The following is a 22,916-nucleotide window of genomic DNA, read 5'->3' on the forward strand; positions in this document are numbered from 1 at the left end:
GTTGGGGAACGGATGTACGAATCGGTGGCCGCCGAGGCTTTCAGCCGAGAGCTGCTGGCGTGGTATCGGAGAGGGAATCGCGATCTGCCATGGCGCAGAAGCAAGAACCCCTATTATATATGGATATCGGAGATCATGCTGCAGCAGACGAGGGTAGACACGGTCATTCCTTATTTTAATCGCTTCATCGAACGATTCCCTACGGTGCGGGATCTTGCGGAGGCTCCGGAGGAGGACGTTCTGAAGCTGTGGGAGGGGCTCGGCTATTATTCGCGCGCCAGGAATCTTCAGGCTGCCGCCAAGGAGATCGCGGAGAAGCACGGGGGAGAGATCCCGGCGGACAAAGCGGCGGTCAGCGGCTTGAAGGGGGTCGGACCGTATACGTCGGGGGCAATTCTCAGCATCGCGTTCAACCTTCCGGAGCCTGCCGTCGACGGCAACGTCATGAGGGTGCTGTCGCGGTATTTCTGCCTGGAGGAGGACATCGCCAAGCCGGCGGCTCGGGTCGGGATCGAAGGTCTGGCGCGCGAGCTTATTCCGGAGGGCGCGGCGGGCGACTTCAATCAGGCGCTGATGGAGCTGGGGGCGCTCGTCTGCACGCCGCGTTCGCCGCATTGCCTGACCTGTCCCGTGATGGAGCATTGCGCGGCGAGGCTGTCGGGCCGGCAGGAGGAGCTTCCGATCAAGACGAAGGCGAAGAAGCCGAAGCCGCAGCATCGTCTGGCGGTCTTGATCGAAGATGCGAACGGACGCGTGCTCGCCAGACAGCGGCCCGAGCAGGGGCTGCTCGCCAGGCTGTGGGAGCTGCCGCATATCGAAGCTCCGTTAGAGGCATGGTCTAACGATGACGTGGCTCCCGGCTGGCTCGCAACGACGTTCGCGCTCGAAGGGATGAACGTCCGGACGACCGGTTTCCTCGGCGATGCCGAGCATGTCTTCTCGCACCTGCATTGGTTCGTGAGAATCTGGGGAGCGGATCGGGTGTCGTTCGATCGTGCGATCCGGGACGACATGGCCGGCGCTGCGGCGGGGTTGCTTGGCGAAGAGGCGGTGAGAGAGTCCGCAGCCTCTTATGAAAGGGACGAGCAATCGGCATCGGAAGCGGGCGAGCTTCCGGCCGGCTATCGGTGGATCGACCGCGAGGACTTCGAGAGACTGGCATGGCCGAATCTGTTCCGCAAGATTCTAAGCGAACATTTCTCACGGGAGGGCGACTATGATCAAACCTTTTAAGCTGCCCAAGGAACAAAGGGAAGAGTTGGTGCGCGGCGTCCAGACATATTTCGAGAACGAGCTGGATCAAACGATCGGCAACCTGGGGGCGGAGCAGTTCCTCGACTTCATGATTCGCGAGCTAAGCCCTTATCTGTACAACCAAGCGCTCGCGGACGCCCGCCACGTGCTGGCGCAGAAGATGGCTTCTCTCGAGGAGGAGCTGTATTCTCTGGAGGTTCCGGTTCGTCGGGGACGGTAGCCACGCACCTGACCACCGAGCGCTGGAGACCCTTAAAAAGAGTAAAGTTTGCCCAAGTGATGGACCGTGCGCCGCATGAGGCTCTTCAGATGAGTATAATTTACCCAAGTGATGGATCAAGCGCCGCATAAACTCCCTAGGCAAGTCCCAGCACCCAACTGACGTACCGCTTAAACAAAAAAAGCTGCCCTCGGGCAGCTTTTTTCGCTGGAGATCGAATTACTTGGCAGCGTCGTAAAGAGCGCCGACCTTGTCCCAGTTGACAACGTTCCAGAAAGCGCTGATGTAGTCAGGGCGCTTGTTCTGATACTTCAGGTAGTAAGCATGCTCCCAAACGTCCAGGCCGAGGATCGGAGTTTCGCCTTCCATGATCGGGCTGTCTTGGTTAGGCAGGCTGTATACCTTGAGCTTGCCGTCCTTGCCGACGACGAGGAACGCCCAGCCGGAGCCGAAACGAGTCGTAGCCGCTTGAGCGAACGTTTCCTTGAACTTGTCGAAGCCGCCCAGCTCGCTGTCGATAGCGGCAGCAAGAGCGCCCTTCGGTGCGCCGCCGGCGTTCGGTCCGATGATCTCCCAGAACAGGGAGTGGTTCGCATGGCCGCCGCCGTTGTTGCGAACGGCCGTACGGATGCTCTCCGGAACGGCGTTCAGGTCGGAGATCAGGTCGTTCAGGCTCTTCTCGGCCAGTTCAGGCGCGTTAGCCAGAGCGTTGTTCAGGTTCGTAACATAGGTGTTGTGGTGACGGTCGTGGTGGATCTCCATCGTAAGCGCATCGATATGCGGCTCCAGAGCGTTGTTGGGATATGGGAGCGGTGGTAATACGTGTGCCATAATTTGAAATCCTCCTTCAAAATTTAAATATGTAGCCTATTTCTTATTATCCCTGATTTCGGATATTAAATCAACATGGATGTTTAAAAAGTCGGCCGATTCCCAACGACCAGGATAGAGTTCCCTATTCTCCTTTATTTATGCAAAAAGAGAAATACTCCGTTTTAGGCGAAATGAGCTGAATTTTACGGTTTTTTGACGTCAATCCACAGAAAGCGCTTTAATAGAAGCGCTTTCATTGATTTGCGCGAGAATACGCCAAAAAAATTTTATGTTTTCTTAACAAAAGGGAAGAATTTTTCTGAAACTTGTCGTAAAATTATCCTTGTGTCACTTTAGTACTATTTTGTTCTATCTTCTGTGTTCTGTCTTCGCAATCATCTTTTAAGCCGGGGAGATAATAGAATGAACATTCGTACGTTCCAACTGTCGGACTATCGGGTCGTTGCGGACCTGATGGCGGTCGCGTTGTCGGAAGAGTGCTGCGAAGAGACGATGGGGGCGTTGGCCCGCCAATTGTCGTGGGACAGCGAACTGGTGCTGGTCGCGGAGAAGGGCGATTCCATTATCGGCCTTATGATCGGAACGATCGACCACAACAAAGGGTATGTCTATCGTCTGGCGGTTCATCCGGATTATCGTCGTCAAGGAGTCGGCAAAACGTTGGTCTCGGCGATGAACGTAAGGTTCCGTCAGCGCAATGTGCTCAAGGTATTGATTGCGGGAGACAAGCACAACGAGCAGCTGCTGCCCTTCTACGAGTCGCTTAAAGAAGTGACGCTCGGATTCGCGAAGCTGGCTAAGCCGCTTTCCATTATGGCTATATAATCGTTTATAACGGACGGACAAGCCATTATCTCGATAAAGCGTTATGAGGAAGGCATATCTTACGTGCCCGGAGGCGCCGGAATGACGGTTGCTTTTGGCCATAAGATATGCTTTTCTTATAGTAATCATCTTGACCCTATACATTTGAATTCGATATTTCGCGTAACGGACGGCCGGGCAGGAGGCGTAACCCATGAACAGCGATTCTAATCGGTTCGCTTCTTTCGAACGCTGTGTGATCAAAAGCTTCAAAAACAACGGTTCCTTGCATCGGGTATGGATGGAGAATTGGCAGCTTCCCGATTCGCTGCTTCATCCGGCGCACGCCGAAGAATCGATGATGGTCTTCGTCAACGATCATACGATCATCCGGGAAGCGGACGGCAAGGAATGGATCAGCCGGGTTCCGGCGGTGTCCTTCTTCATTCCGGGAGAATGGTTCAACATAGTGGCTCTCCTGGAGGAGAAGGGGATTCGATACTACTGCAACATCGCTTCGCCTCCCTACCGCTATGCGGACGTGCTGACGTACATCGATTACGATCTGGATGTCGTTCTCCTTCCGGAAGGGACGTACTACGATCTCGACAGGGACGAGTACGAGAGGCACAAAGAAGAATATCGGTACAACCCGACGGTTCAAGAGCATGCCGAGACGGCGCTGGGTCGTCTACATGCCCGCATCGAAGCCAAGGGACAGCCGTTCGCCAACGATGAGGTTCAGCGTTATTATTCCGAGTGGAAAGCCTATATCAACGGCAAAGGAGACAGCGAACCTTCATGAGCGAAGCTCCCGGCACTCCTTCATCCGGCAGGTCGAGGTCCGTGCGGCCCGATCGGCCCGCGTGGCGCAAAGAGCTATGGGACTGGATTCGAGCCCTCGCTATCGCAATCGTCATCGTCGTTCTTTTGCGGGCATTCGTTTTCCAGCTGTCCACGGTCAAGAGCATCTCCATGCAACCGACGTTGTACGAGAAGCAATGGCTGTTCGTGAACAAGATTTCCTATAAGATAGGGCATCCTTCCAGGGGAGACGTCGTCATCCTGAAGGAACCCGGCGAGGGATCGGACAAGAAGACGCTGCTCGTCAAACGGATTATCGGGCTGCCGGGAGACCGTCTCGAGGTTCGCGATCATCAGCTATACATCAACGGAGCGCTTCAAGTGGAACGCTATACCGACGCCGTCATCGAGGATGGAGACATCGGGCCTATTACCGTGAGCGCGGGTCATTATTTCGTGATGGGAGACAATCGGCACTTGGAGTCCAGCAAGGACAGCCGTTCCTTCGGCGAGGTTCCGGAGAGCCTGATCAAAGGCAGAGCCGATTGGATCATATGGCCGATCTCCAGATGGCAGTCTCTTTAAACTAGAATAAGCGAGGCCGCGTTCCCCCGTTCGTGCCCTCGCGCGGAAGGAGGTGAACGGGGTGGAAGTCGTTAGAACGAAGCCAAGGGACGAGAAATTCTGGCGCGAATTGAAGGGCGAGCTGATCGCGGCGACTCCTTCGCTTGGCATCGACAAGATCGGAATCGCGTCGCCCGACCCGTTCGCCGAGCTGAAGGAGCGCTTGCTGAAGCACCGAGAGCAGGGCTACGAATCGGGCTTTGAAGAGCCGGATCTGAACAAGAGGACAGATCCGGCCCTCCTGTTCGACGAGCCTCGCTCGATTATCGCGATCGCGGTCGCGTACCCGTCGAAGATGAAGAATCCTCCGGTATCGGAGCCTGGAGCGCGGAGAGGAATTCTCTCGCGCTCCGCATGGGGCGAGGACTACCACCGCGTTCTCAACAACCGGCTGGAGCGGCTGTCGGCTTGGCTGGCGGAGAGAGTTCCGGAAGCGCGCGGCTTGTCCATGGTGGACACGGGCGCGTTATCCGACCGCGCCGTGGCGGAGAGGGCGGGCATCGGCTGGACGGGCAAGAACAGCTTCATTCTGTCCCGCGAGCTCGGTACTTGGACTTATCTCGGGGAGATGATCACCAACCTGCCTCTGCCTCCCGATCAGCCGGTCGAAGACGGCTGCGGAGAGTGCACCCGCTGCATCGACGCCTGCCCGACGGGTGCGCTGGTCGGTCCCGGGCAGCTGAACGCTCAGCGCTGCGTGTCTTTTCTGACGCAGACCAAAGGCATCCTGGAAGAAGACGTCATGGAGAAGATCGGCAACCGGCTCTACGGCTGCGATACGTGCCAGATCGTCTGCCCGGTCAACCGGGGAATCGACATCGGACGCCACGCCGAGCTCCAGCCCGACCCGGAGATCGCGAAGCCTCTCTTGGTGCCGCTTCTCTCGATGGGCAACCGGGAGTTCAAGGAGAAGTTCGGCTCGAGCGCCGCTGCCTGGAGAGGACGCAAGCCGATCCAACGCAACGCGCTGATCGGATTAGGCAACTTCCGGGACGAGGCGGCCGTCCCCGATATCGCGAAGGTGCTGCGGGAGGATCCGCGCTTCGAGCTTCGGGCAACCGCCGCTTGGGCGCTTGGCCGAATCGGAGGAAGCGATGCCGAGGCCGCGCTTGCCGAAGCGGCCGGAACGGAGACGGACGAGCAGGCGCTGGAAGCGATCGGGCGCGCCTTGGAGACGCTCCGTTCCGGAGGACCGAAGCGAAGGGCGGGCAGGAAAAAATCGGCGGAGCCCCGAACGGCCGAGTGAGTAAACGGAATGGCGTTAAGAATTTATCAGCAGAACCAAGGAGTTCGGCCGCAAAAAAGGCCGGACTCCTTTTTTACGGAGGAATCATTTCCTGGGAAATTCGAGGTAAAAAAGTCTTAATTCCCGAAGTTTCGCGCAATATGGCTTGTGCTTATGTCGAATTTGCCCGATACTTGAGGGTAGCAGAAGGACAAGACAGGAGTGAGAGACGTTTGAGGCTGGTTGATATTGAGAGCGTGGAACCGGGACAGGTTCTCGGACGAACGATCTTCTCCGCGAACGGAACCGTGCTGTTGACGACCGGAGTGCAGCTGACGGTTTTTATGATAAGCACGCTTAAGAGAGTCGGGGTCACCATGATCTACATCGACGATCCGATGTTCCGGGATATATCGATCGAGGAAGTGCTCTCCGAATCGACGAAGGGAGCGGTCATTCAGCAGATGTCCGAATCGTTCGATGCTCTGCGCTCCGGCAAGAGCTTCAATACGAAGGCGATCAGCATGACCGTGGACGCGCTGCTGGAAGACGTGCTGAAGAACCAGAACGTGCTTGTCCAGCTGTCGGATATCCGAACCGAGGACAATGCCATCTATATTCATTCCATGAACGTCTGCATGATGGCGACTCTCGTCGGCGTGAACATGGGACTCAACATGATCCAGCTGAAGGAGCTGGCCATGGGAGCCTTGCTCCACGATATCGGGAAAGTCGGGGCGCCCGAGCTGCAGGAGGGAAGAAGCCACCATTCCTGGCGCGGCTTCGAGATGCTGAAGATGAAGCGGGAATACAGCCTGCTCATCTCGCACGTGGCCTTCCAGCACCACGAGGCGGTGGACGGCAGCGGCAAGCCGAGGGGGATCAGGGGAGACGAGATCCATCTCTACGCGAAGATCACGGCGATCGCGAATATCTACGATAATATGCTGACCGATCTATCCGAAGGCAAGCGGATTCTGCCGCACGAAGCGGTCGAGAGGCTGAACGCGATGTCCGGAACCGTCGTGGACCGGGATGTTCTGATCGAATTCCTGCGGATCGTCTCCGTCTATCCGAACGGAATTTCCGTAAGGCTGTCCAACCGCCAAACGGGGGTCGTCGTCGGCCAGCACAAGGGACTTCCCGGCAGGCCGATCGTCCGCGTCATCGACAAGGCGGGGGACGAGGCCGTCGGAGCCTCGGAGGTCGACCTTGCCCAGCGCACGACGATTTTTATCGAATCGGTGCTCTCTTAAGGCGAGATCGGATTCCCGCGGCAACTTGTTTGCCCAACCTCCAAGGCCATGCTATCATAGGGAAGCGGCCTGACTCCGAGACCCTTCGGATCGGCTAGCTATTGTGGATAGTACGGAGGGAATCAGTACGATGTGGGATGTCATTATTCCGATTGTAACGCTGATCGTCGGGCTTATCATCGGCTTTGTCGTAGGCGTATTTTATCTGCGTTCTCAGCTCACCAAGATGCAGAACGATCCAGAGATGATCCAGAAGATGGCGAAGCAAATGGGCTATAATATGAACAAACAGCAGCTGAATAAGGCGCAACAGATGATGAAAAATCAGAATTTGAACAAGCCTCGCCGCAAATAAGCGGCCGATGGAGCGCCATTCACCGCATAGGGAGGGAATCCATTGTCGGGGTTGAAGGATTATACGAATTCCCAGGTGGCTAGCAACCGGGAGAAGGTCGAGTATCACGTTCGGGAGATTTTGAAGCTGATCGGCGAAGACGTGGAACGGGAAGGCTTGCTGGAGACGCCGGCTCGCGTTACCCGAATGTACGAGGAGATCTTCGCGGGCTATGAAGCGGACCCGCGCGACGTGCTCGGCGTCACGTTCGACGAGAAGCACGAAGAGCTCGTCATCGTGAAGGATATCGTCTATTACAGCCAATGCGAGCATCATATGGCGCCGTTCTTCGGCAAGATCCATATCGGCTACATTCCGAGCGGCAAGATCGCGGGCTTAAGCAAGTTCGCCCGGCTGGTGGAAGCCGTGACGCGCAGGCTGCAAGTGCAAGAACGGATTACTTCGCAGATTGCCGACATCCTCGAAGAGGTCCTCTCTCCCAACGGGGTGATGGTCGTCGTGGAAGGCGAGCATCTGTGCATGTGCTCCCGAGGAGTGAAGAAGCCCGGCAGCAAGACGGTCACTTCGGCCGTTCGGGGGCATTTCCGCAACAGCGCGGCCCTTCGATCGGAGTTCCTGTCGCTCATCAAGGAATAAGCAACGCTCTCTAGGTTAGCCGGAAGGCTAAGTAGAGAGCGTTTTTTTTATAATCTGCAGATCTCCATCGGGCACTGGTCGCAACGGCAGACTCCGCGCAGGTAAGGGACGTCCTTGATGAGCAGATGACCCTCGCGAACGGTAAGCACGCCTTCCTTGCGCAGGTCCGAAAGCATGCGGTTGACGCACTCCCTCGTCGCTCCGATCATGTCGGCCATCTCCGCATGGCTTATTTTCAGCGTAATGTAGATGCCTTCCTTCTCCTGAACCCCGTTCGAATTGCACAATCGGATGAGAAGCGAGCAGAGCGCCCCGGATTTGCCGTACAGCATCAGATCGCGGAACTTCGATTGCGTCATCCGGTGCACGAGCCCCATCCACTTCATGAACTCGATCGCGAGATCCCCATGCTGCCACAGCAGCACCTCCAGGTCGGCCATCTGCATGACGCCGATCTCCCCGTCCTCCAGCACCTCCGCGCTAAAGGCGTGCACCGGATTCGCGAACGGTTCCGGCTGGCCGTAGAGATCTCCCTTCTGAAGCATGTATAACGTCATATTTCGTCCGGTATCGGAGGTCTTCGTGATCCGGATTCTCCCGCTGCGCACGAAAATCAGCTTGTCGGCGGGATCCCCTTCCCAGAAAAGAACGCTCCCTTTCTCGATCGGCTTGCGGTACATGATGCTCTGCATCTTGGCGAAGCTGTCGGCGGAGAAGCACCGGGCGGTGCCGGCCAACCCTTCGTTGGAGATCGGAAGACGGGCTGCTTTGTTGGGTGTATGGGAGGTCGCGTTCTGGGCGATCGCGGTCATTCGGATCACGCTCCTTAACTCTTTATGATTCTATTTTAATGGAATTCGCGGGGATCGGTTATGAGGGGATTGACTGAATGTAACGGGGGGAATTCCCTGATTTTTGCTCCGTCCGCCACAAGAATGACAATAATCACAGTTTCTCGCCGGGATTCCGTCGTTAAATAAAGGTGTTTCGTCCGCCAGAACATCGAGGATTGGAGGAGGCAGATTACCGAAATCGGGCAGAAAGGAAGGCGGTAAGGATGAGGAGTTCCGGTTGTCTCGAGCTCCGGCGAAGGAAGAGGGGGGCGGCGCCATGGTGAGCGGAATCATTCTGGCAGGCGGCGCGGCCCGGGGAATGCGGATGAGGAACATGGTTTTGCTGCCCTACGAGGGGGAGGCGCTGCTGGACAGACAGATTCGCCTGATGGACGATCTATGCCAGGAGATCATCCTCGTGACGGGTTCGCCCAAGTCGTATCTGCCGTTGGTGCCCTCTTCCGTCCGAATCGTGTCCGACTACATGCCGGGCAGAGGAGCTCTCGGAGGCTTGGCGGCGGGCTTGTCGCTGTCCCAGCAGCGCTATGCGTGGGTCGTCGGCTGCGACATGCCGAAACTCAGCCCGGCGGCGGCCCGATTGCTGCTGAAGAGGCTGATCGGCAATTACGAGGCGGTATGGCCGTCCGATAAGGATGGGCCGCATCCGCTGCATGGGGTATACGATTGCGAGTGCGCGGGGCGAATCGCGAAGCTGGTTGAGGAAGGAGGGGCGACCCTGGCCGATCTGCCCGGGTATCTGGCCTGGGGAGAGGTGGCCGAGGGCGAATTCGCCCAGCAAGGCATCGCCTTCGATTTCCTGGAGACGATTCGCGGAACGGGATTCCACGCAAGGCCGGCGATCGAGGAAAGCCGGTTCCGGGCGGGAATCTGACGGGTTTGGCGAAAATGCGGCGGATAGAAGCGTAAGATTGGCGGATGTGAACCATGTCATAGTTGCGGAAGATGGCGAGGAGTACGTTGGAGGCAGCGGCCCGGCAGCGATTGACAGCTTGGGTTGCGTAAGGTTCGCTTCTGCGCCGCCGGGGCGCCGAAGCCGCGTTGTCCATTTTGTTTTCTCTGGAGGGAGAGAGACCATGGCTGTAAAAGAGAGTATGCCGCCCGTTACGAGTACCTCGGCGGAGGAAGTCGAAGCTTTGGCAGCAAGGGCAATGGCAGCAAGAGAGGCATATTTGTCGCTGGATCAGGCTCAGGTCGATACCGTCGTGCAGGCGATGGCATTGGCCGGCCTGGAAAGACACATGGAGCTCGCGAAGCTGGCGATCCAGGAGACGGGAAGAGGCGTATACGAGGACAAAATCACGAAGAACCTGTTCGCGACGGAGTACATCTACCACAGCATCAAATACGCCAAGACCGTCGGCATCATCGAGGACAATCCCTACGAGAGCTATCAGGAGGTCGCCGAGCCGGTCGGCGTCATCGCCGGCGTCACGCCGGTAACGAATCCGACCTCCACGACGATGTTCAAGTCGCTGATCGCGGCGAAGACCCGCAATCCGATCGTGTTCGCGTTCCACCCCTCGGCGCAGCGGTCCAGCGCCGAAGCGGCGAGAACGCTTCGGGACGCGGCCGTTCGGGCGGGCGCGCCGGAGCATTGCATTCAGTGGATCGAGAACCCCTCGGTCGAGGCGACCGGTCTCCTCATGAACCACCCGGGCATCGCGCTCGTCTTGGCCACCGGGGGATCCGCGATGGTGAAGGCGGCATACAGCACCGGCAAGCCGGCGCTCGGCGTCGGTCCGGGCAACGTGCCGTGCTTCATCGAGAAGACGGCCGATCTGGAGCAGGCGGTCACCGACCTGATCCTGTCCAAGACGTTCGACAACGGCATGATCTGCGCGTCCGAGCAGGCCGTCATCGTCGAGGAGCCGGCGGAGGGCCGGGTGCGCAAGCTGATGAAGGACAACGGCTGCTACTTTCTGAACAAGGAGGAGACGGAGGCGGTATCGAAGCTCGTCATCAACCCGGAGAAGTGCGCGGTCAACGCCGTCATCGTCGGCCAATCCGCCGTCAAGATCGCGGAGCTTGCGGGGCTGAGGGTCCCCGCGGATACGAAAATCCTCGTGGCCGAGCTGGCCGGAGTCGGAGCCGCTTATCCGCTGTCGGCGGAGAAGCTCAGTCCGGTTCTCGCCTACTACAAGGTGAAGAACGCGGCCCAAGGCATCGAGAGGGCCGCCGAGGTTGTCGCTTACGGCGGAATGGGCCACTCGTCGGTCGTTCATAGCCGCGACGAAGAAGTGATCCAGGCGTTCGCCGCAAGGCTGCAGACCGGGCGCGTCATCGTCAACGCTCCGTCGACGCACGGGGCCATCGGCGACATCTACAACACGAACCTGCCTTCTCTTACGCTCGGCTGCGGATCGTACGGACACAACTCGACGACCTCAAACGTGTCGGCGGTCAACCTGATCAACGTGAAAAGAGTAGCGAGGAGAACCGTCAACATGCAATGGTTCAAGGTTCCGCCGAAGGTTTATTTCGAGAAGGGCGCCACTCAGTACCTGGAGAAAATGCCGGACATCTCTCGCATCATGGTCGTCACCGACGCGATGATGGTCAAGCTGGGCTACGTCGAGAAGCTGGAGTACTACCTCCGCAAGCGGAAAACGCCCGTTTACCTGGAGGTATTCTCCGACGTCGAACCGGATCCTTCGACGGATACGGTCGAGAAAGGGACGGCGCTGATGGCATCGTTCAAGCCGGATTGCATCATCGCGCTCGGCGGAGGCTCGCCGATGGACGCGGCCAAGGCGATGTGGCTGTTCTACGAATACCCGGATACGAGCTTCGATTCGCTTAAGCAGAAGTTCCTCGACATCCGGAAGAGAGTTTACAAATATCCGAGACTCGGACGCAAAGCGAAGTTCGTGGCGATTCCGACGACGTCGGGCACGGGCTCGGAGGTGACCTCGTTCGCGGTCATTACCGACAAGAACAAGGGCAACACCAAGTATCCGCTCGCCGACTACGAGCTGACGCCGGACGTGGCGATAGTCGATCCCGAGTTCGTCTATTCTCTTCCGAAGACGGCGGTGGCCGATACGGGAATGGACGTGCTGACGCACGCGATCGAGGCCTACGTGTCGGTCATGGCGAACGACTACACGGACGGGCTGGCGCTGCAGGCGATCCGCCTCGTGTTCGATCACCTCGAGAAGTCGTTCCATTCCGCCGATCCGCTCGCCCGTGAGAAAATGCACAACGCGTCGACGATCGCCGGAATGGCGTTCGCGAACGCTTTTCTCGGCATCAATCACTCGCTCGCGCACAAATGGGGAGGTCAATACCACACCGCGCACGGCCGGACGAACGCGATCCTGATGCCGCACGTCATTCGCTATAACGCGCAGAAGCCGACGAAGTTCGCTTCGTTCCCGAAGTACGGGCACTACGTCGCCGACCTTCGCTACGCGGAGATCGCCCGGATGCTGGCTCTCCCGGCGAAGACGACGGAGGAAGGCGTGAACAGCCTGATCGCGGCGATCCGCAAGCTGAACGCTTCGCTCGGCATTCCCGAGTCGTTCGCCGAACTCGGGTTCGACCCGGCCGACTTCGAGGCCCGGGTGGAGGAGCTGGCCGACCGGGCGTTCGAGGACCAGTGCACGACGGCGAACCCGCGATTGCCTCTCGTGACCGAGCTGGCGGACGTTTATCGCAACGCTTTTTACGGAAGGTTCTGAGGCGGCGGGGCCGAAGGGGAGCATGACTAGGGGGGCTGTAACCCGACATCATCGGGTTAGAGCCGCCCGGGGCTCCGGTTACGGAGCTGTAACCCGACATTATCGGGTTAGAGCTGCTCGGGGCTCCGGTTACGGAGCTGTAACCCGACATTATCGGGTTAGAGCCGCTCGGGGCTCCAGTTACGGAGCTGTAACCCGACATTATCGGGTTAGAGCTGCTCGGGGCTCCGGTTACGGAGCTGTAACCCGACATCATCGGGTTAGAGCCGCTCGGGGCTCCGGTTACGGAGCTGTAACCCGACATCATCGGGTTAGAGCCGCTCGGGGGCTTCGGTTACGGAGCTGCAACACCTTGCTACGCAAGAAGACTGAAGGAGGAGAGGCACCATGTCCAAGCTGGAGGATGAAGTGAGACAGATTCTAACCGAGAGAAATCCCTGGCGCGGCTTCGCGGAAGGGCCTTGGCAAGAGAAGACGGACGTCGCCGGATTCATCTCCCTGAACTTGACGCCTTACGAAGGAGACGAGGGCTTTCTCGCTCCGCCGACGGAGGCGACGGAGAAGCTGTGGGCGCAGGTTCTGGAGCTGATGAGGCGGGAGCGGGAGAACGGCGGGGTGCTGGATGTGGATGTGAACACCGTGTCGACGATCACCTCCCACGGGCCGGGCTACATCGACCGCGGCTTGGAGACGGTCGTCGGGCTTCAGACCGACGAGCCGCTTAAACGCTCGATCCAGCCGTTTGGCGGCATCCGGATGGTCGCCGATGCTTGCGAGGCCTACGGCTACAAGCTGCCCGCGGAAATCGAACGGCTGTTCGCCGACATCCGGAAGACCCACAACCAAGGCGTGTTCGACGCCTACACGACGGAGATGAGAAACGCCCGCAAGGCGGCGATCATCACCGGTCTCCCGGATGCTTACGGGAGGGGACGCATTATCGGGGATTACCGCCGCGTCGCCCTGTACGGCGTCGACAAGCTGATCGCGGACAAAAAGCGCGATCTGGTCGAGCTGGAGGCGGGTCCGATGCAAGAGGACGTCATCCGCCTGAGGGAAGAGCTCTCCGAGCAAGTTCGTTCCCTTCAAGAATTGAAGAGCATGGCGGCCGCTTACGGCTTCGACATCTCCCGTCCGGCCGTTAATGCCCGCGAGGCGGTCCAATGGGTCTACTTCGCTTACCTGGCGGCGATCAAGGAACAGAACGGGGCCGCGATGAGCCTCGGGCGCGTTTCCAGCTTCCTCGATATTTATATCGAGCGGGATTTGCGCGAAGGAACTCTAACGGAGCAGGAGGCGCAGGAGCTGGTCGACCACTTCGTCATGAAGCTGCGCTTGGCGAAGTTCTTGCGCACGCCGGACTACAACGAGCTGTTCAGCGGCGACCCGACCTGGGTAACCGAGTCGATCGGCGGGATGGGGCTGGACGGACGGACTCGCGTTACCCGCAACTCCTTCCGTTTCCTTCATACGCTGTACAATCTCGGCCCCGCGCCGGAGCCGAACCTGACGGTGCTCTGGTCCGAACTGCTGCCGGACGCGTTCAAGCGGTACTGCGCGAAGGTATCGATCGAGACGAGCTCCATCCAGTACGAGAACGACGAGCTCATGCGGCCCGAATTCGGGGACGATTACGGCATCGCCTGCTGCGTCTCCGCGATGCGGATCGGCAAGCAGATGCAGTTCTTCGGCGCGCGGGCCAATCTGGCTAAAGCTCTGTTGTACGCCATCAACGGGGGAGTCGACGAGAAGCTCGGAATCCAGGTCGGACCGAAGACGGCTCCGCTGACGACGGAGGTCCTCGACTACGACGAGGTCATGAGCCGTTACGAGGATGTGCTGGAGTGGCTGGCGGGGCTGTACGTCAACACGCTTAACGTTATCCACTACATGCACGACAAGTATTGCTACGAGCGCATCGAGATGGCGCTGCACGACCGGGAGATCGTGCGGACGATGGCGACGGGAATCGCGGGCTTGTCGGTCGTCGCGGACAGCCTGAGCGCCATCAAGTTCGCGAAGGTGAGGCCGATCCGCAACGAGCAAGGGATCGCGACGGGCTTCGAGATCGAAGGGGAGTACCCGCAATACGGCAACAACGACGACCGGGTGGACGACATCGCCGTATGGCTGGCCGAGAACTTTATGGCGAAGCTGCGGAAGCATAAGACGTACCGCGGCTCGATCCCGACGCTGTCGGTTCTGACGATTACGTCCAACGTCGTGTACGGCAAGAAGACGGGCAGCACGCCGGACGGCCGCCATGCCGGAGAGCCGTTCGCTCCGGGCGCGAACCCGATGCACGGACGCGACCGCAAAGGGGCGCTGGCTTCGCTCGGCTCGGTCGCCAAGATTCCTTACGAGAGCTGCCGGGACGGCATCTCGAACACGTTCTCCATCATTCCGAAGGCTCTCGGACGGGAAAACGACGCCCGCAAGGACAACCTGGTGTCGCTTCTGGACGGTTATTCGGTCTGCGGAGGCCACCATTTGAACGTGAACGTGTTCAATCGCGAGCAGCTGCTCGACGCGATGGAGCATCCGGAGCAATACCCGCAGCTTACGATCCGCGTCTCGGGCTACGCCGTCAACTTCATCAAGCTGACGAGGGAGCAGCAGCTCGACGTCATCAACCGGACTTTCCACGGCAGCATTTGACCGGCTGAGCTGGAGCCAAGCCTTTACCGCGGGGGAATTAGAAAGGAGCGCGAGTCGCATGCACTCGAAGGGACGCATTCATTCGATGGACACATTCGGCACCGTAGACGGCCCCGGCATCCGCTTCGTTCTGTTCATGCAGGGCTGCGCTTTGCAATGCGGATACTGTCATAATCCCGATACGTGGAAAACGGACGGCGGCCAATTGCTGACGGTGGACGAGGTGCTCGCGGAGATCGAGCCTTATGTTCCTTATTACGTCCGCTCAGGCGGGGGCATCACCGTAACCGGGGGAGAGCCGACGCTTCAAGCCCCGTTCGTCGCCCGTCTGTTCCGGGAATGCAAGAGGCGCTGGGGGCTTCATACCGCACTCGACTCCTCCGGCTTCTGCGATCCGCACCATGCCGAAGACTTGATCGAGGCCACCGATCTCGTGCTGCTCGATCTGAAGCTGATCGATCGCGAGGGGCACATCGCGCTGACCGGCCAGCCGAACGACCGGATCCTGAATTTCGCGAGATGGCTGGCGGATCGGAAACGGAAAGTATGGATTCGCCACGTGCTCGTGCCCGGGATAACCGACGGGTACGAGGACTTGAACCGGTTGGGCGCATTCATCGGCGGACTTGGCAACGTGTCCAAGGTCGAGCTGCTCCCCTATCACCGGATGGGAGTGTACAAATGGGCGCAGCTCGGCAAGGATTATCCGCTGGATGGAGTGCCGACGCCCGGCGAAGAGGAGGTTCGCCGGGCGCGAGGCATCGTGGATGCCGCCAGGAGTCGCTCTCTTGCGGCGGCTCCGGCCCAGTCGCGGTGACTCAACCGACCTCGCCGCCCGAGCCAAAGCTGCTCGAGTTGAGTCCTGGCGACTCAACTGGGCAAGCCGCCTGGGCTAACTGCTCTCCCGAAAGCTGATTTCGATGAGTCGCGGTTATTCTCCGTTGGCGTCTGCAGCCCGAAACGGGCAAGCATGCCCATGCGGGATATAAATAAGGCTAAATCGAACATCGAAATCGCCTCCGTACTTGCAGTATGATAGCGGTGTAGCAGCGCGGTGCGGCACCGGCCGTCATCGCTATCCTAAAGGCATCGGAGGCTTTTTATCATGTCAAGCGCAAGCGCTAACAAAATCCGCATCGGGCTGATCGGCGCGGGCAATATCGGCAATGTGCATCTTCAGGAATTCAGCAAGCTGGCTTCGGAGTGCGAGATCGCCGCGATTACGGACGTATTCTTGCCGTTGGCGGAGCAACGCGCGGCGGAATACGGCATCGCGACCGTATCGCCTTCTCCCGAAGCGCTTATCGCGCGCGAAGATTTGGACGCGGTCATCGTCGCCGTCCCGAACAAGGCCCATGCACCGCTGGCGATTCTGGCGCTGGAGAGCGGCAAGCACGTCCTTCTCGAGAAGCCGATGGGGCTCAACTCGGAAGCGGCCAAAGAAATCGTCCGCGCCCAGAAGCGCTCCGGCAAGACCGTCATGGTCGCTCACCAGATGAGATGGGACTGGCTCCCTCTGCAGGTGAAGTCGCAGGTCGACCGCGGAGAGCTCGGCCGCATCTATACGGCGAAGACCGGCTGGTATCGCCGCAAAGGCATTCCCGGCTGGGGAACCTGGTTCACCAAGTACGAGGAGTCCGGCGGCGGCCCGCTGATCGACATCGGCGTTCACATGCTCGATCTTGCCTTCCACCTGATGGGCGATCCGAAGCCGGTGTCGGTCTACGGCTCGACCTACGCGGAATTCGGACCTCGCAAGCGGGGGATCGGCAACTGGGGCAAGCCGGACTGGAACGGCTTCTACGACGTCGAGGATCTGGCGACCGCCATCATCAAGATGGAGGACGGCTCCTCGCTGACGCTTGAAGTGAGCTGGGCGGTTCATATGGACACGGACAGCACCCCGTTCCTGCACCTGATGGGCACGGAAGGCGGCGCGTTCCTGCGCGGCAACGAAGGCAAATACTTGACGGAGCGCTTCGATCAACCGGTCGACATCCCGATGTCCGCTCCGGAGAACGACGAAGGCGCGCGGATTCGCCTGAGCCGTCACTTCCTTGAATGCATTCGCGAAGGCAAGACGCCATGGACCTCGGCGGAGACGGGCTTGCGCAGCAACCTGATCATCGACGCGATCTACGAATCCTCCCGCACGGGCGGGGAAGTAAAGCTGGATTGGAGCCTGTAATCTTACAAACGAACAAAACGGAAAGCAGCCCATTCGATCTCATCGATCGGAAGGGCTGCTTTCCGTTTACGGGCGAGCGACCCGGAAGGGCTAGGATTCGTAATTGATGGTGATCAGGTTGGTGGACGCTTCTCTTTTATAAGCAATATGAATCTTCGAACCCGACGATAGCTCTGCCGTATACTCCATATATTTGCTTCCGTATGCATTCGCGCGTTCGGCATTTTCATAAGCTCGAATTTTGCCTTCGTCTTTAAGACGCTCCAACTCCCGCCGATAAAGAGATTCAAACTTATTAACTTCGGCATAGGTCAAATAAAACGGAGAACAGACATCTTCGCTTCCCAGAAGGACGGTTCTTTCGGAAAGCGGGACGGATAGGCCGTGCCATTCTTCTTCGTATTTGCAAGTGAAAGTTCTGCTGGGGAACGCGTAGCTTTTGACATAGTGATGAAATTCCGCGTTCCAGAAGTAAAATTGAAATAGGATAAGGATGGGGATCGAAGGAAGCAAGGCAACGGCCGCGGCTCTTTTCCCTTTTTTGTACGCGAGAACGGCAACGAGAAGAATCAGTCCTATTGCCATTAGGAACGTAAAAGGGATGTAAAGGATATTTCCGGCCAAACCATCACCCTCTTCCAAATTGGTGTACGACGCTATCGCATGCAATCAATGGAACGCCGAAGCTCGGCAAATTCGTCAGCGACCGAGTGCAGATATGCTAAGACCGCCTAGCCGCGGACGGACTCCTTTTCCCTGGCCGCATCCTCCCCATGTGTCTCTGCCGAGGAAGTCTCCTCGCCCTGCCACAGAAGCCGCATCTCGGCGCTCGTCTCCAATAGCTCCGCGAGAGTTCCTTCGGCCTCTACCTTTCCGTCCTTCATCACCAGGATATGATCCGCCCGCGACAGGGCGGCCCGACGATGGGACACCGCGATGCAGGTCACGTCCGGTTCTTGGAACAGCCTCTCCCATAGCGTTTTCTCCGTCTCGACGTCCAGCGCGCTGGACAGGTCGTCGAAGATAAACAGATCGGAACCCGTCATCAGCATTCGGGCCGTGGCGGCGCGTTGGATCTGGCCGCCGGACAGCATGACGCCCCTCGGCCCGACGAGAGTGTCCAGGCCGTTCTCCAGCGTCTTGATGTCCCGTTCCATAACGGATAGGCGCAAGACCCGATCGAGCCGCTCCGGAGCGACGTCTTTGCCTTGGGTAATGTTCTCGCGCAGCGTGTCGCTGAAGAGGCGAGGCACCTGCGGCGTATAGGCCGATCTCGGCGGCTTCAGGAACTCCGCGGGATCTTCGATCGCTCGCCCGTTCCAATGGATGGTTCCCTCGTCCTTCGGAAGAAGGCCCAAGAGCGTGCGCACGAGCGTCGACTTGCCCGCCCCGACCCGGCCGGTCACGACGAGGAATTTGCCTCGCGTTAGCCGGAAGCCGACGTCTTGGATTCCGTTATCCGAATCCGGATACGAGTAGGAGAGACCCCTGACTTCGAGGCTCAGCAGGCGATCCTCTTCCCGTTCCTTCGGCTCCTCCGCTTCCGGAGCTTCTCCGTAGATATGGATCTCGCTATGCTCGGCGATCAAGTCCTTCTCGCCCGGCCGGAACAGGGTCCGCATCCGGTCGAGCCCGATCTTCAGCCGCTTGTGCTGGAACACCATATAGCCGAACAGCGAAACGCTGAACGAGAACGTCGTCAGATAGGAAGTGAACAGCGCGAAATCCCCGACCGTGAACCGCCCCGCCTTCATCTCCGCCGCGCACACCAGCAGAATGACGCCGGTGCAGATGCTAAGCACGTGCTGATTCAGCGACTGCATGAATTGCTTGAACAGGCTATCCCGAAGAGCGGCCTTACGGCGGTTCTCGTTCAGTTTCTCGAAGCGTCCCAGCACATGCTCTTCGGCTTGACCGAGCTTAACCGCCTGCGCGGCTCCGAACGTCTCCGCGATAAAGCCGGTAATGCGGCCTGTCGCTTCCCGGTTCGACGCGGAATATCGTCTCGCCCGGTCGCCGGACAGGTTGTTGAACAGGGAGACGGCAACGAGCGGAAGGATCGCGACGGCCGTGATTTTCCAATCGATCCGGGCCATGATCACGATGCACGCCGCGGCGTAAATCAGGCGTCCCCAGAAGTCGACCCACGATTCCACGTATTCGACGACCTCGTCCACGTCATCGCGGAAGCGGGTCATCGCTTCTCCGGGGGAGGCGGGCAGGTTGCGTCCCGGCCAACGCATGATGCCGGCCAGCATATTGCGGCGCAGCCAAGCTTGCACGTGGTAAATATATCTCACCCATTGGTAGAAAGCGATAAAGAACGTACCGGTACGGACGAATCGGACAAGGCCGACGACGATCAGGGGAAGCGCGAGCCAGAAGAAGTCGTTCGATCCGGCCGTGGCCCGATCGAAGAACCACTTCATTCCGAGCCCTATGCCGACGGGCAGAGAGTGGAAGAGTCCCCACAGCAATCCGTTGATGATGATCAAGGAGGGCGTATAGCTAAACAGTCGCCCCATAAACCGAGTTACCGTCACGCCAATTCCTCCTCTCGGTTCGTTATCAATAACCGTCCGTATTCGGACGTCGGATCGGAGGCCAGAGCTTCTCTCGACCCGAACTCCGCGATCCGGCCCTGCCGCAGCACCATGATCTTGTCGACGTTGTCCAGAGTGGACAGACGATGAGCGATGACGATGCCCGTGCATTGAGCCAGCAGCTGATCGACCGCGGTCTGCAGGGCGGCTTCCGTCGCGGCGTCGAGCCGGGAGGACGGTTCGTCCAGGATGATCAGGCTCGGCTTCGTCAGGAACACCCGGGTGAGCGCGAACAATTGGGCTTCTCCCGCGGAGAGCGAAGAGCCTCCGGAAGACAGCCGCGAATCCAATCCGGCCGGCATGGCGTCGATCCAGGAGCGCAGTCCGAGCTGCTCGGTCGTCCTTAGAATCTCTTCATCCGTCAGATTAGGATTGAACAGCGTCAGGTTGTCGCGCAGCGTGCCGTCGAATAGCTGCACGTCCTGCGTGACCATTCCGACCCGGCGATATAGCGCGGGGAGGCTCAGGTTGCGAATGTCCGTGCCGCCGATCCGAATGACGCCGCGGTCCGAATTGTAGAGCCGCAGCAACAGCCGGCTGATGCTGGACTTGCCGCTGCCGGTTCGCCCGACGAGCCCGAGCCTCTCGCCCGGCTTCAGCTCGAAGCTGACGTCATGCAGCACCCGATGGTCTTCGTTATAACCGAAGCTAACTCCCTCGAACGACACGGAGAGGGGGCCTTCGGGCAGCCATTCTTCCTGGCCTTCTTTAATCTCGCTGCGGAGAGAGAGGAGCTCTCTCGTTCGGCGCATGCCGGACTTCGCCTTCTGGAATTCCTGCATCTGGTCGCCGAGCTGTTCGATCGGTTCGTTCAGCATCTGCGTGTATTGGAAAAACAAGAAGAGCGTGCCGAGCGTAATATGACCGTTCAAATATTGGCGCACGCTCAGCAGGAGCACCGCGGTGACGGCGACGGTGAACAGGACGACGGTGACGTTCCACGGCATGACGCGGAGCATCCAAGCCCTTCGGCCGGTCAGGAATACTTTTCTCATGGCCCGATGGTACCGGTTCATCAGGCGAGGCACGCCGCCGTTGGCTTGCACGTCCTCGATGCCGGCGATCCTCTCCTCGATCAGCCCGAAGAGAGCCGCGCTTGCCTGGCGCTCCGCCTGGGAGGCGTTCACTCCCATGTCGCGGATCGCGTACATGACGCAGATTGACGCGACGGTGAACGCGGTCATGACGGCCGCGATCGGCCAATCATAGAAGAACATATAGACGAGAATGCCGGCCAACAGGACGAAGCTGCCGACGATCTTGGCGATGAACAGCGCGAAGAAGTTCGACATGTGGGTCACGTCGCCGTCGATTCTCTCGATCATCTCTCCGGGCGTTTTGACGTTGTGAAACTTCATGTCGAGCCGAAGCGCGTGCTTGAGCAGCCCGCCGCGGATCCGGTTGGTCGCGCGCCAAGAAACGTCGTTCCCGAGATAGACGACCGAGATGGTGAAAAGCTGGATGAGAACGGCGATGGCCAGATAGAGGCCGGCCAGTGTCAGCAGGCCGGATAACGCCCCCGATTCGTTCGCCCGGTCGATGAATCGCTGAACGATCAGCGGATTTACAAGCTGAAGCGCGGTAGTCGCCAGAAGCAGAAGAAGCAGCAGCGCCATTCGCCCTTTGACGGGACGAAGGTACTGAAGCATCCAAGACATGGATAAGGACGATTTGGGCGGCATTCGGAAGAGCCCCTTTCTGATTCGATGCGTTAGGAGGCATAACCTGAACGGCTCGGACGGGCATCGTGGAGGGGAAAATAAAAAAGCTCCAGGCGCAGCCGCCTGGAGCGAGGTATACGCGAATGAAGCTACTGCATACGCCGGACAGGGTTTGCCGATGGGAACGAGCCTATTCGATTAAATGCGGCGATCGTAAGCTGCTGTTGCTGGACCATCGGTAGAACCCTCCTTTGTTTAAAATTGGGAATAGGGTGACTATATCACGGGCTCAAGAGGAGCGTCAACGTAAATTTCCTTAAAGTCCCTTAATTGCCGTTGTTCAACGTCTGCACCCGGTACCAGTAAGGATACAGGTCCTCGTATCCGAGCTTGTCGTAGAGGCGGTTTGCGGCCGCGTTGGCGCGCACGACCTGAAGGTAGCTGGAATGGGCGCCGCGTTCCTTGGCCCAGCCCAGAATGTGCAGCAGCAATTGCTCGCCGATGCCCTCGTTACGGCGGAACGGATCCGTTACGATATCGTACAGCCCGGCATAGCCGCGCTCGATCGCTCCGATTCCAAGGGCGACGGGGATGCCGTCGTCCGACAGAGTAAAGAAGCCTTTCGGAGGATAGGGCGCTTCAAGAATTAGCCTGGCCGTCTTTAAGCGATCCGCATGAAGAGATTGCCAAACGGAGAACGAAGAGAGCCAAGCCTCGTTTATTCGAGGCTCGACGAGAACCCGGAATCGGCCGGACGGAATCGGCAGATTCGCAAGGTCGCGAACTTTCACGCAGGAGGGCTCTACGACGCGGTAACTCGCCTCCTCCAGCAGATAATCCAGATTCCGGGGCTCGGAGAAAGGCGAAAGCTTGAAAATAGCGGGCAACCCCGCATCGTTGTAAACTTGCTCGCACCATGCGATTTTTCCGGCCATGTCCGTTTCGCCATCGAACGGCCACAAGGGCTGAACGGAGTTCGCGCGTTTGGTATAGCCGTCGGCCAATCTCAGCAGCCACCCGTCCCGCACGAATTGCCGCAAGGCGGGCCAAGCATTAAGCGTAAGCGGCTCGATAAGTTCGAAAGAAGAGGGGATTGTCTTCATGGAGAATCCTCCGGCAAAAGTCGATTCAACTAACTGCATTAATATACGTTAGAATTCATAAATATTCAATACTTCGTTATTTTCGGAAGGATGTCCCGGCGAAGGCAGGACTTACTGAACGGTAACGGATGTGATAAAATGGGGTTTTGGAAGATCG

General features: G+C 58.7%; 20 protein-coding genes. 14 read left to right on the top strand and 6 right to left on the bottom strand.

The features are described 5' to 3' along the window. The first annotated feature begins 12 nt into the window (after nt 1-12). Nucleotides 13-1,233 carry an A/G-specific adenine glycosylase gene (mutY, locus tag H7B67_RS27880; protein WP_185123175.1) on the top strand — a complete coding sequence of 407 codons (1,221 nt, stop codon included), beginning with the start codon at nt 13-15 and terminating at the stop codon, nt 1,231-1,233. Further along, entirely contained in the window at nt 1,217-1,474 is a 258-nt protein-coding gene (locus H7B67_RS27885; protein ID WP_221468927.1) for a DUF2164 domain-containing protein, read from the top strand. Before mutY ends, H7B67_RS27885 begins: the two co-directional genes overlap by 17 nt. Before the next feature lie 219 nt (nt 1,475-1,693). Here the strand turns inward: H7B67_RS27885 and H7B67_RS27890 are convergent, their stop codons facing one another. Then, entirely contained in the window at nt 1,694-2,305 is a 612-nt protein-coding gene (locus H7B67_RS27890; protein ID WP_209649222.1) for a superoxide dismutase, read from the bottom strand. A gap of 405 nt (nt 2,306-2,710) precedes the next feature. Between H7B67_RS27890 and H7B67_RS27895 the strand changes: the two genes are divergently transcribed. The 7 genes from H7B67_RS27895 (at nt 2,711) to folE (ending at nt 8,012) form a co-directional block, all read left to right on the top strand. Beyond that, a complete protein-coding gene (locus H7B67_RS27895; RefSeq protein ID WP_185123176.1) occupies nt 2,711-3,133 on the top strand; it encodes a GNAT family N-acetyltransferase in 423 nt (140 codons plus the stop codon). A 193-nt stretch (nt 3,134-3,326) separates the two neighbouring features. Next, nucleotides 3,327-3,917 carry a DUF402 domain-containing protein gene (locus tag H7B67_RS27900; protein WP_185123177.1) on the top strand — a complete coding sequence of 197 codons (591 nt, stop codon included), beginning with the start codon at nt 3,327-3,329 and terminating at the stop codon, nt 3,915-3,917. Next, nucleotides 3,914-4,501 carry a signal peptidase I gene (gene lepB / locus H7B67_RS27905; RefSeq protein WP_185123178.1) on the top strand — a complete coding sequence of 196 codons (588 nt, stop codon included), beginning with the start codon at nt 3,914-3,916 and terminating at the stop codon, nt 4,499-4,501. The genes H7B67_RS27900 and lepB overlap by 4 nt, the downstream gene beginning before the upstream one ends. A 61-nt stretch (nt 4,502-4,562) precedes the next feature. Beyond that, a complete protein-coding gene (gene queG, locus H7B67_RS27910; RefSeq protein ID WP_342592623.1) occupies nt 4,563-5,786 on the top strand; it encodes a tRNA epoxyqueuosine(34) reductase QueG in 1,224 nt (407 codons plus the stop codon). A 212-nt stretch (nt 5,787-5,998) separates the two neighbouring features. After that, a complete protein-coding gene (locus tag H7B67_RS27915) occupies nt 5,999-7,021 on the top strand; it encodes an HD-GYP domain-containing protein (RefSeq protein ID WP_185123180.1) in 1,023 nt (340 codons plus the stop codon). Between the two features lie 130 nt (nt 7,022-7,151). Beyond that, nucleotides 7,152-7,376 carry a YneF family protein gene (locus tag H7B67_RS27920; RefSeq protein WP_185123181.1) on the top strand — a complete coding sequence of 75 codons (225 nt, stop codon included), beginning with the start codon at nt 7,152-7,154 and terminating at the stop codon, nt 7,374-7,376. A 42-nt stretch (nt 7,377-7,418) separates the two neighbouring features. Then, nucleotides 7,419-8,012, top strand: a complete 594-nt coding sequence (folE, locus tag H7B67_RS27925) for a GTP cyclohydrolase I FolE (protein ID WP_185123182.1) — start codon at nt 7,419-7,421, stop codon at nt 8,010-8,012. Nucleotides 8,013-8,059: 47 nt separating this feature from the next. Here the strand turns inward: folE and H7B67_RS27930 are convergent, their stop codons facing one another. After that, nucleotides 8,060-8,824 (bottom strand): Crp/Fnr family transcriptional regulator, encoded by a 765-nt coding sequence (locus H7B67_RS27930; RefSeq protein ID WP_185123183.1) that lies wholly within the window; start codon nt 8,822-8,824, stop codon nt 8,060-8,062. Nucleotides 8,825-9,083: 259 nt separating this feature from the next. Between H7B67_RS27930 and mobA the strand changes: the two genes are divergently transcribed. The 5 genes from mobA (at nt 9,084) to H7B67_RS27955 (ending at nt 17,392) form a co-directional block, all read left to right on the top strand. Then, nucleotides 9,084-9,737 carry a molybdenum cofactor guanylyltransferase gene (gene mobA, locus H7B67_RS27935; RefSeq protein ID WP_185123184.1) on the top strand — a complete coding sequence of 218 codons (654 nt, stop codon included), beginning with the start codon at nt 9,084-9,086 and terminating at the stop codon, nt 9,735-9,737. Between the two features lie 202 nt (nt 9,738-9,939). Then, on the top strand, nt 9,940-12,546 hold the full coding sequence (gene adhE / locus H7B67_RS27940; RefSeq protein WP_185123185.1) for a bifunctional acetaldehyde-CoA/alcohol dehydrogenase: 2,607 nt from the start codon (nt 9,940-9,942) through the stop codon (nt 12,544-12,546). A gap of 387 nt (nt 12,547-12,933) precedes the next feature. After that, nucleotides 12,934-15,204, top strand: a complete 2,271-nt coding sequence (gene pflB, locus H7B67_RS27945; protein WP_185123186.1) for a formate C-acetyltransferase — start codon at nt 12,934-12,936, stop codon at nt 15,202-15,204. A gap of 58 nt (nt 15,205-15,262) precedes the next feature. After that, the gene (pflA, locus tag H7B67_RS27950; RefSeq protein WP_185123187.1) at nt 15,263-16,021 is read left to right on the top strand and encodes a pyruvate formate-lyase-activating protein; all 759 of its coding nucleotides are present in this window, start codon (nt 15,263-15,265) and stop codon (nt 16,019-16,021) included. 288 nt (nt 16,022-16,309) lie between these two features. Next, nucleotides 16,310-17,392, top strand: a complete 1,083-nt coding sequence (locus tag H7B67_RS27955; protein ID WP_185123188.1) for a Gfo/Idh/MocA family protein — start codon at nt 16,310-16,312, stop codon at nt 17,390-17,392. 90 nt (nt 17,393-17,482) lie between these two features. Here the strand turns inward: H7B67_RS27955 and H7B67_RS27960 are convergent, their stop codons facing one another. The 4 genes from H7B67_RS27960 to H7B67_RS27975 all read right to left on the bottom strand — a co-directional run bounded on the left by H7B67_RS27960 (nt 17,483) and on the right by H7B67_RS27975 (nt 22,759). Continuing rightward, entirely contained in the window at nt 17,483-18,061 is a 579-nt protein-coding gene (locus H7B67_RS27960; protein ID WP_185123189.1) for a hypothetical protein, read from the bottom strand. Between the two features lie 62 nt (nt 18,062-18,123). Next, on the bottom strand, nt 18,124-19,935 hold the full coding sequence (locus H7B67_RS27965; protein ID WP_185123190.1) for an ATP-binding cassette domain-containing protein: 1,812 nt from the start codon (nt 19,933-19,935) through the stop codon (nt 18,124-18,126). Further along, nucleotides 19,932-21,677: an ABC transporter ATP-binding protein gene (locus H7B67_RS27970; RefSeq protein WP_185123191.1), complete on the bottom strand. Its 1,746-nt coding sequence runs from the start codon at nt 21,675-21,677 to the stop codon at nt 19,932-19,934. Before H7B67_RS27970 ends, H7B67_RS27965 begins: the two co-directional genes overlap by 4 nt. A gap of 305 nt (nt 21,678-21,982) precedes the next feature. Further along, on the bottom strand, nt 21,983-22,759 hold the full coding sequence (locus H7B67_RS27975) for a GNAT family N-acetyltransferase (RefSeq protein WP_185123192.1): 777 nt from the start codon (nt 22,757-22,759) through the stop codon (nt 21,983-21,985). Nucleotides 22,760-22,916: the final 157 nt, after the last annotated feature.

Source organism: Cohnella thailandensis, from assembly GCF_014212135.1.
Taxonomy (GTDB): domain Bacteria; phylum Bacillota; class Bacilli; order Paenibacillales; family Paenibacillaceae; genus Cohnella; species Cohnella thailandensis.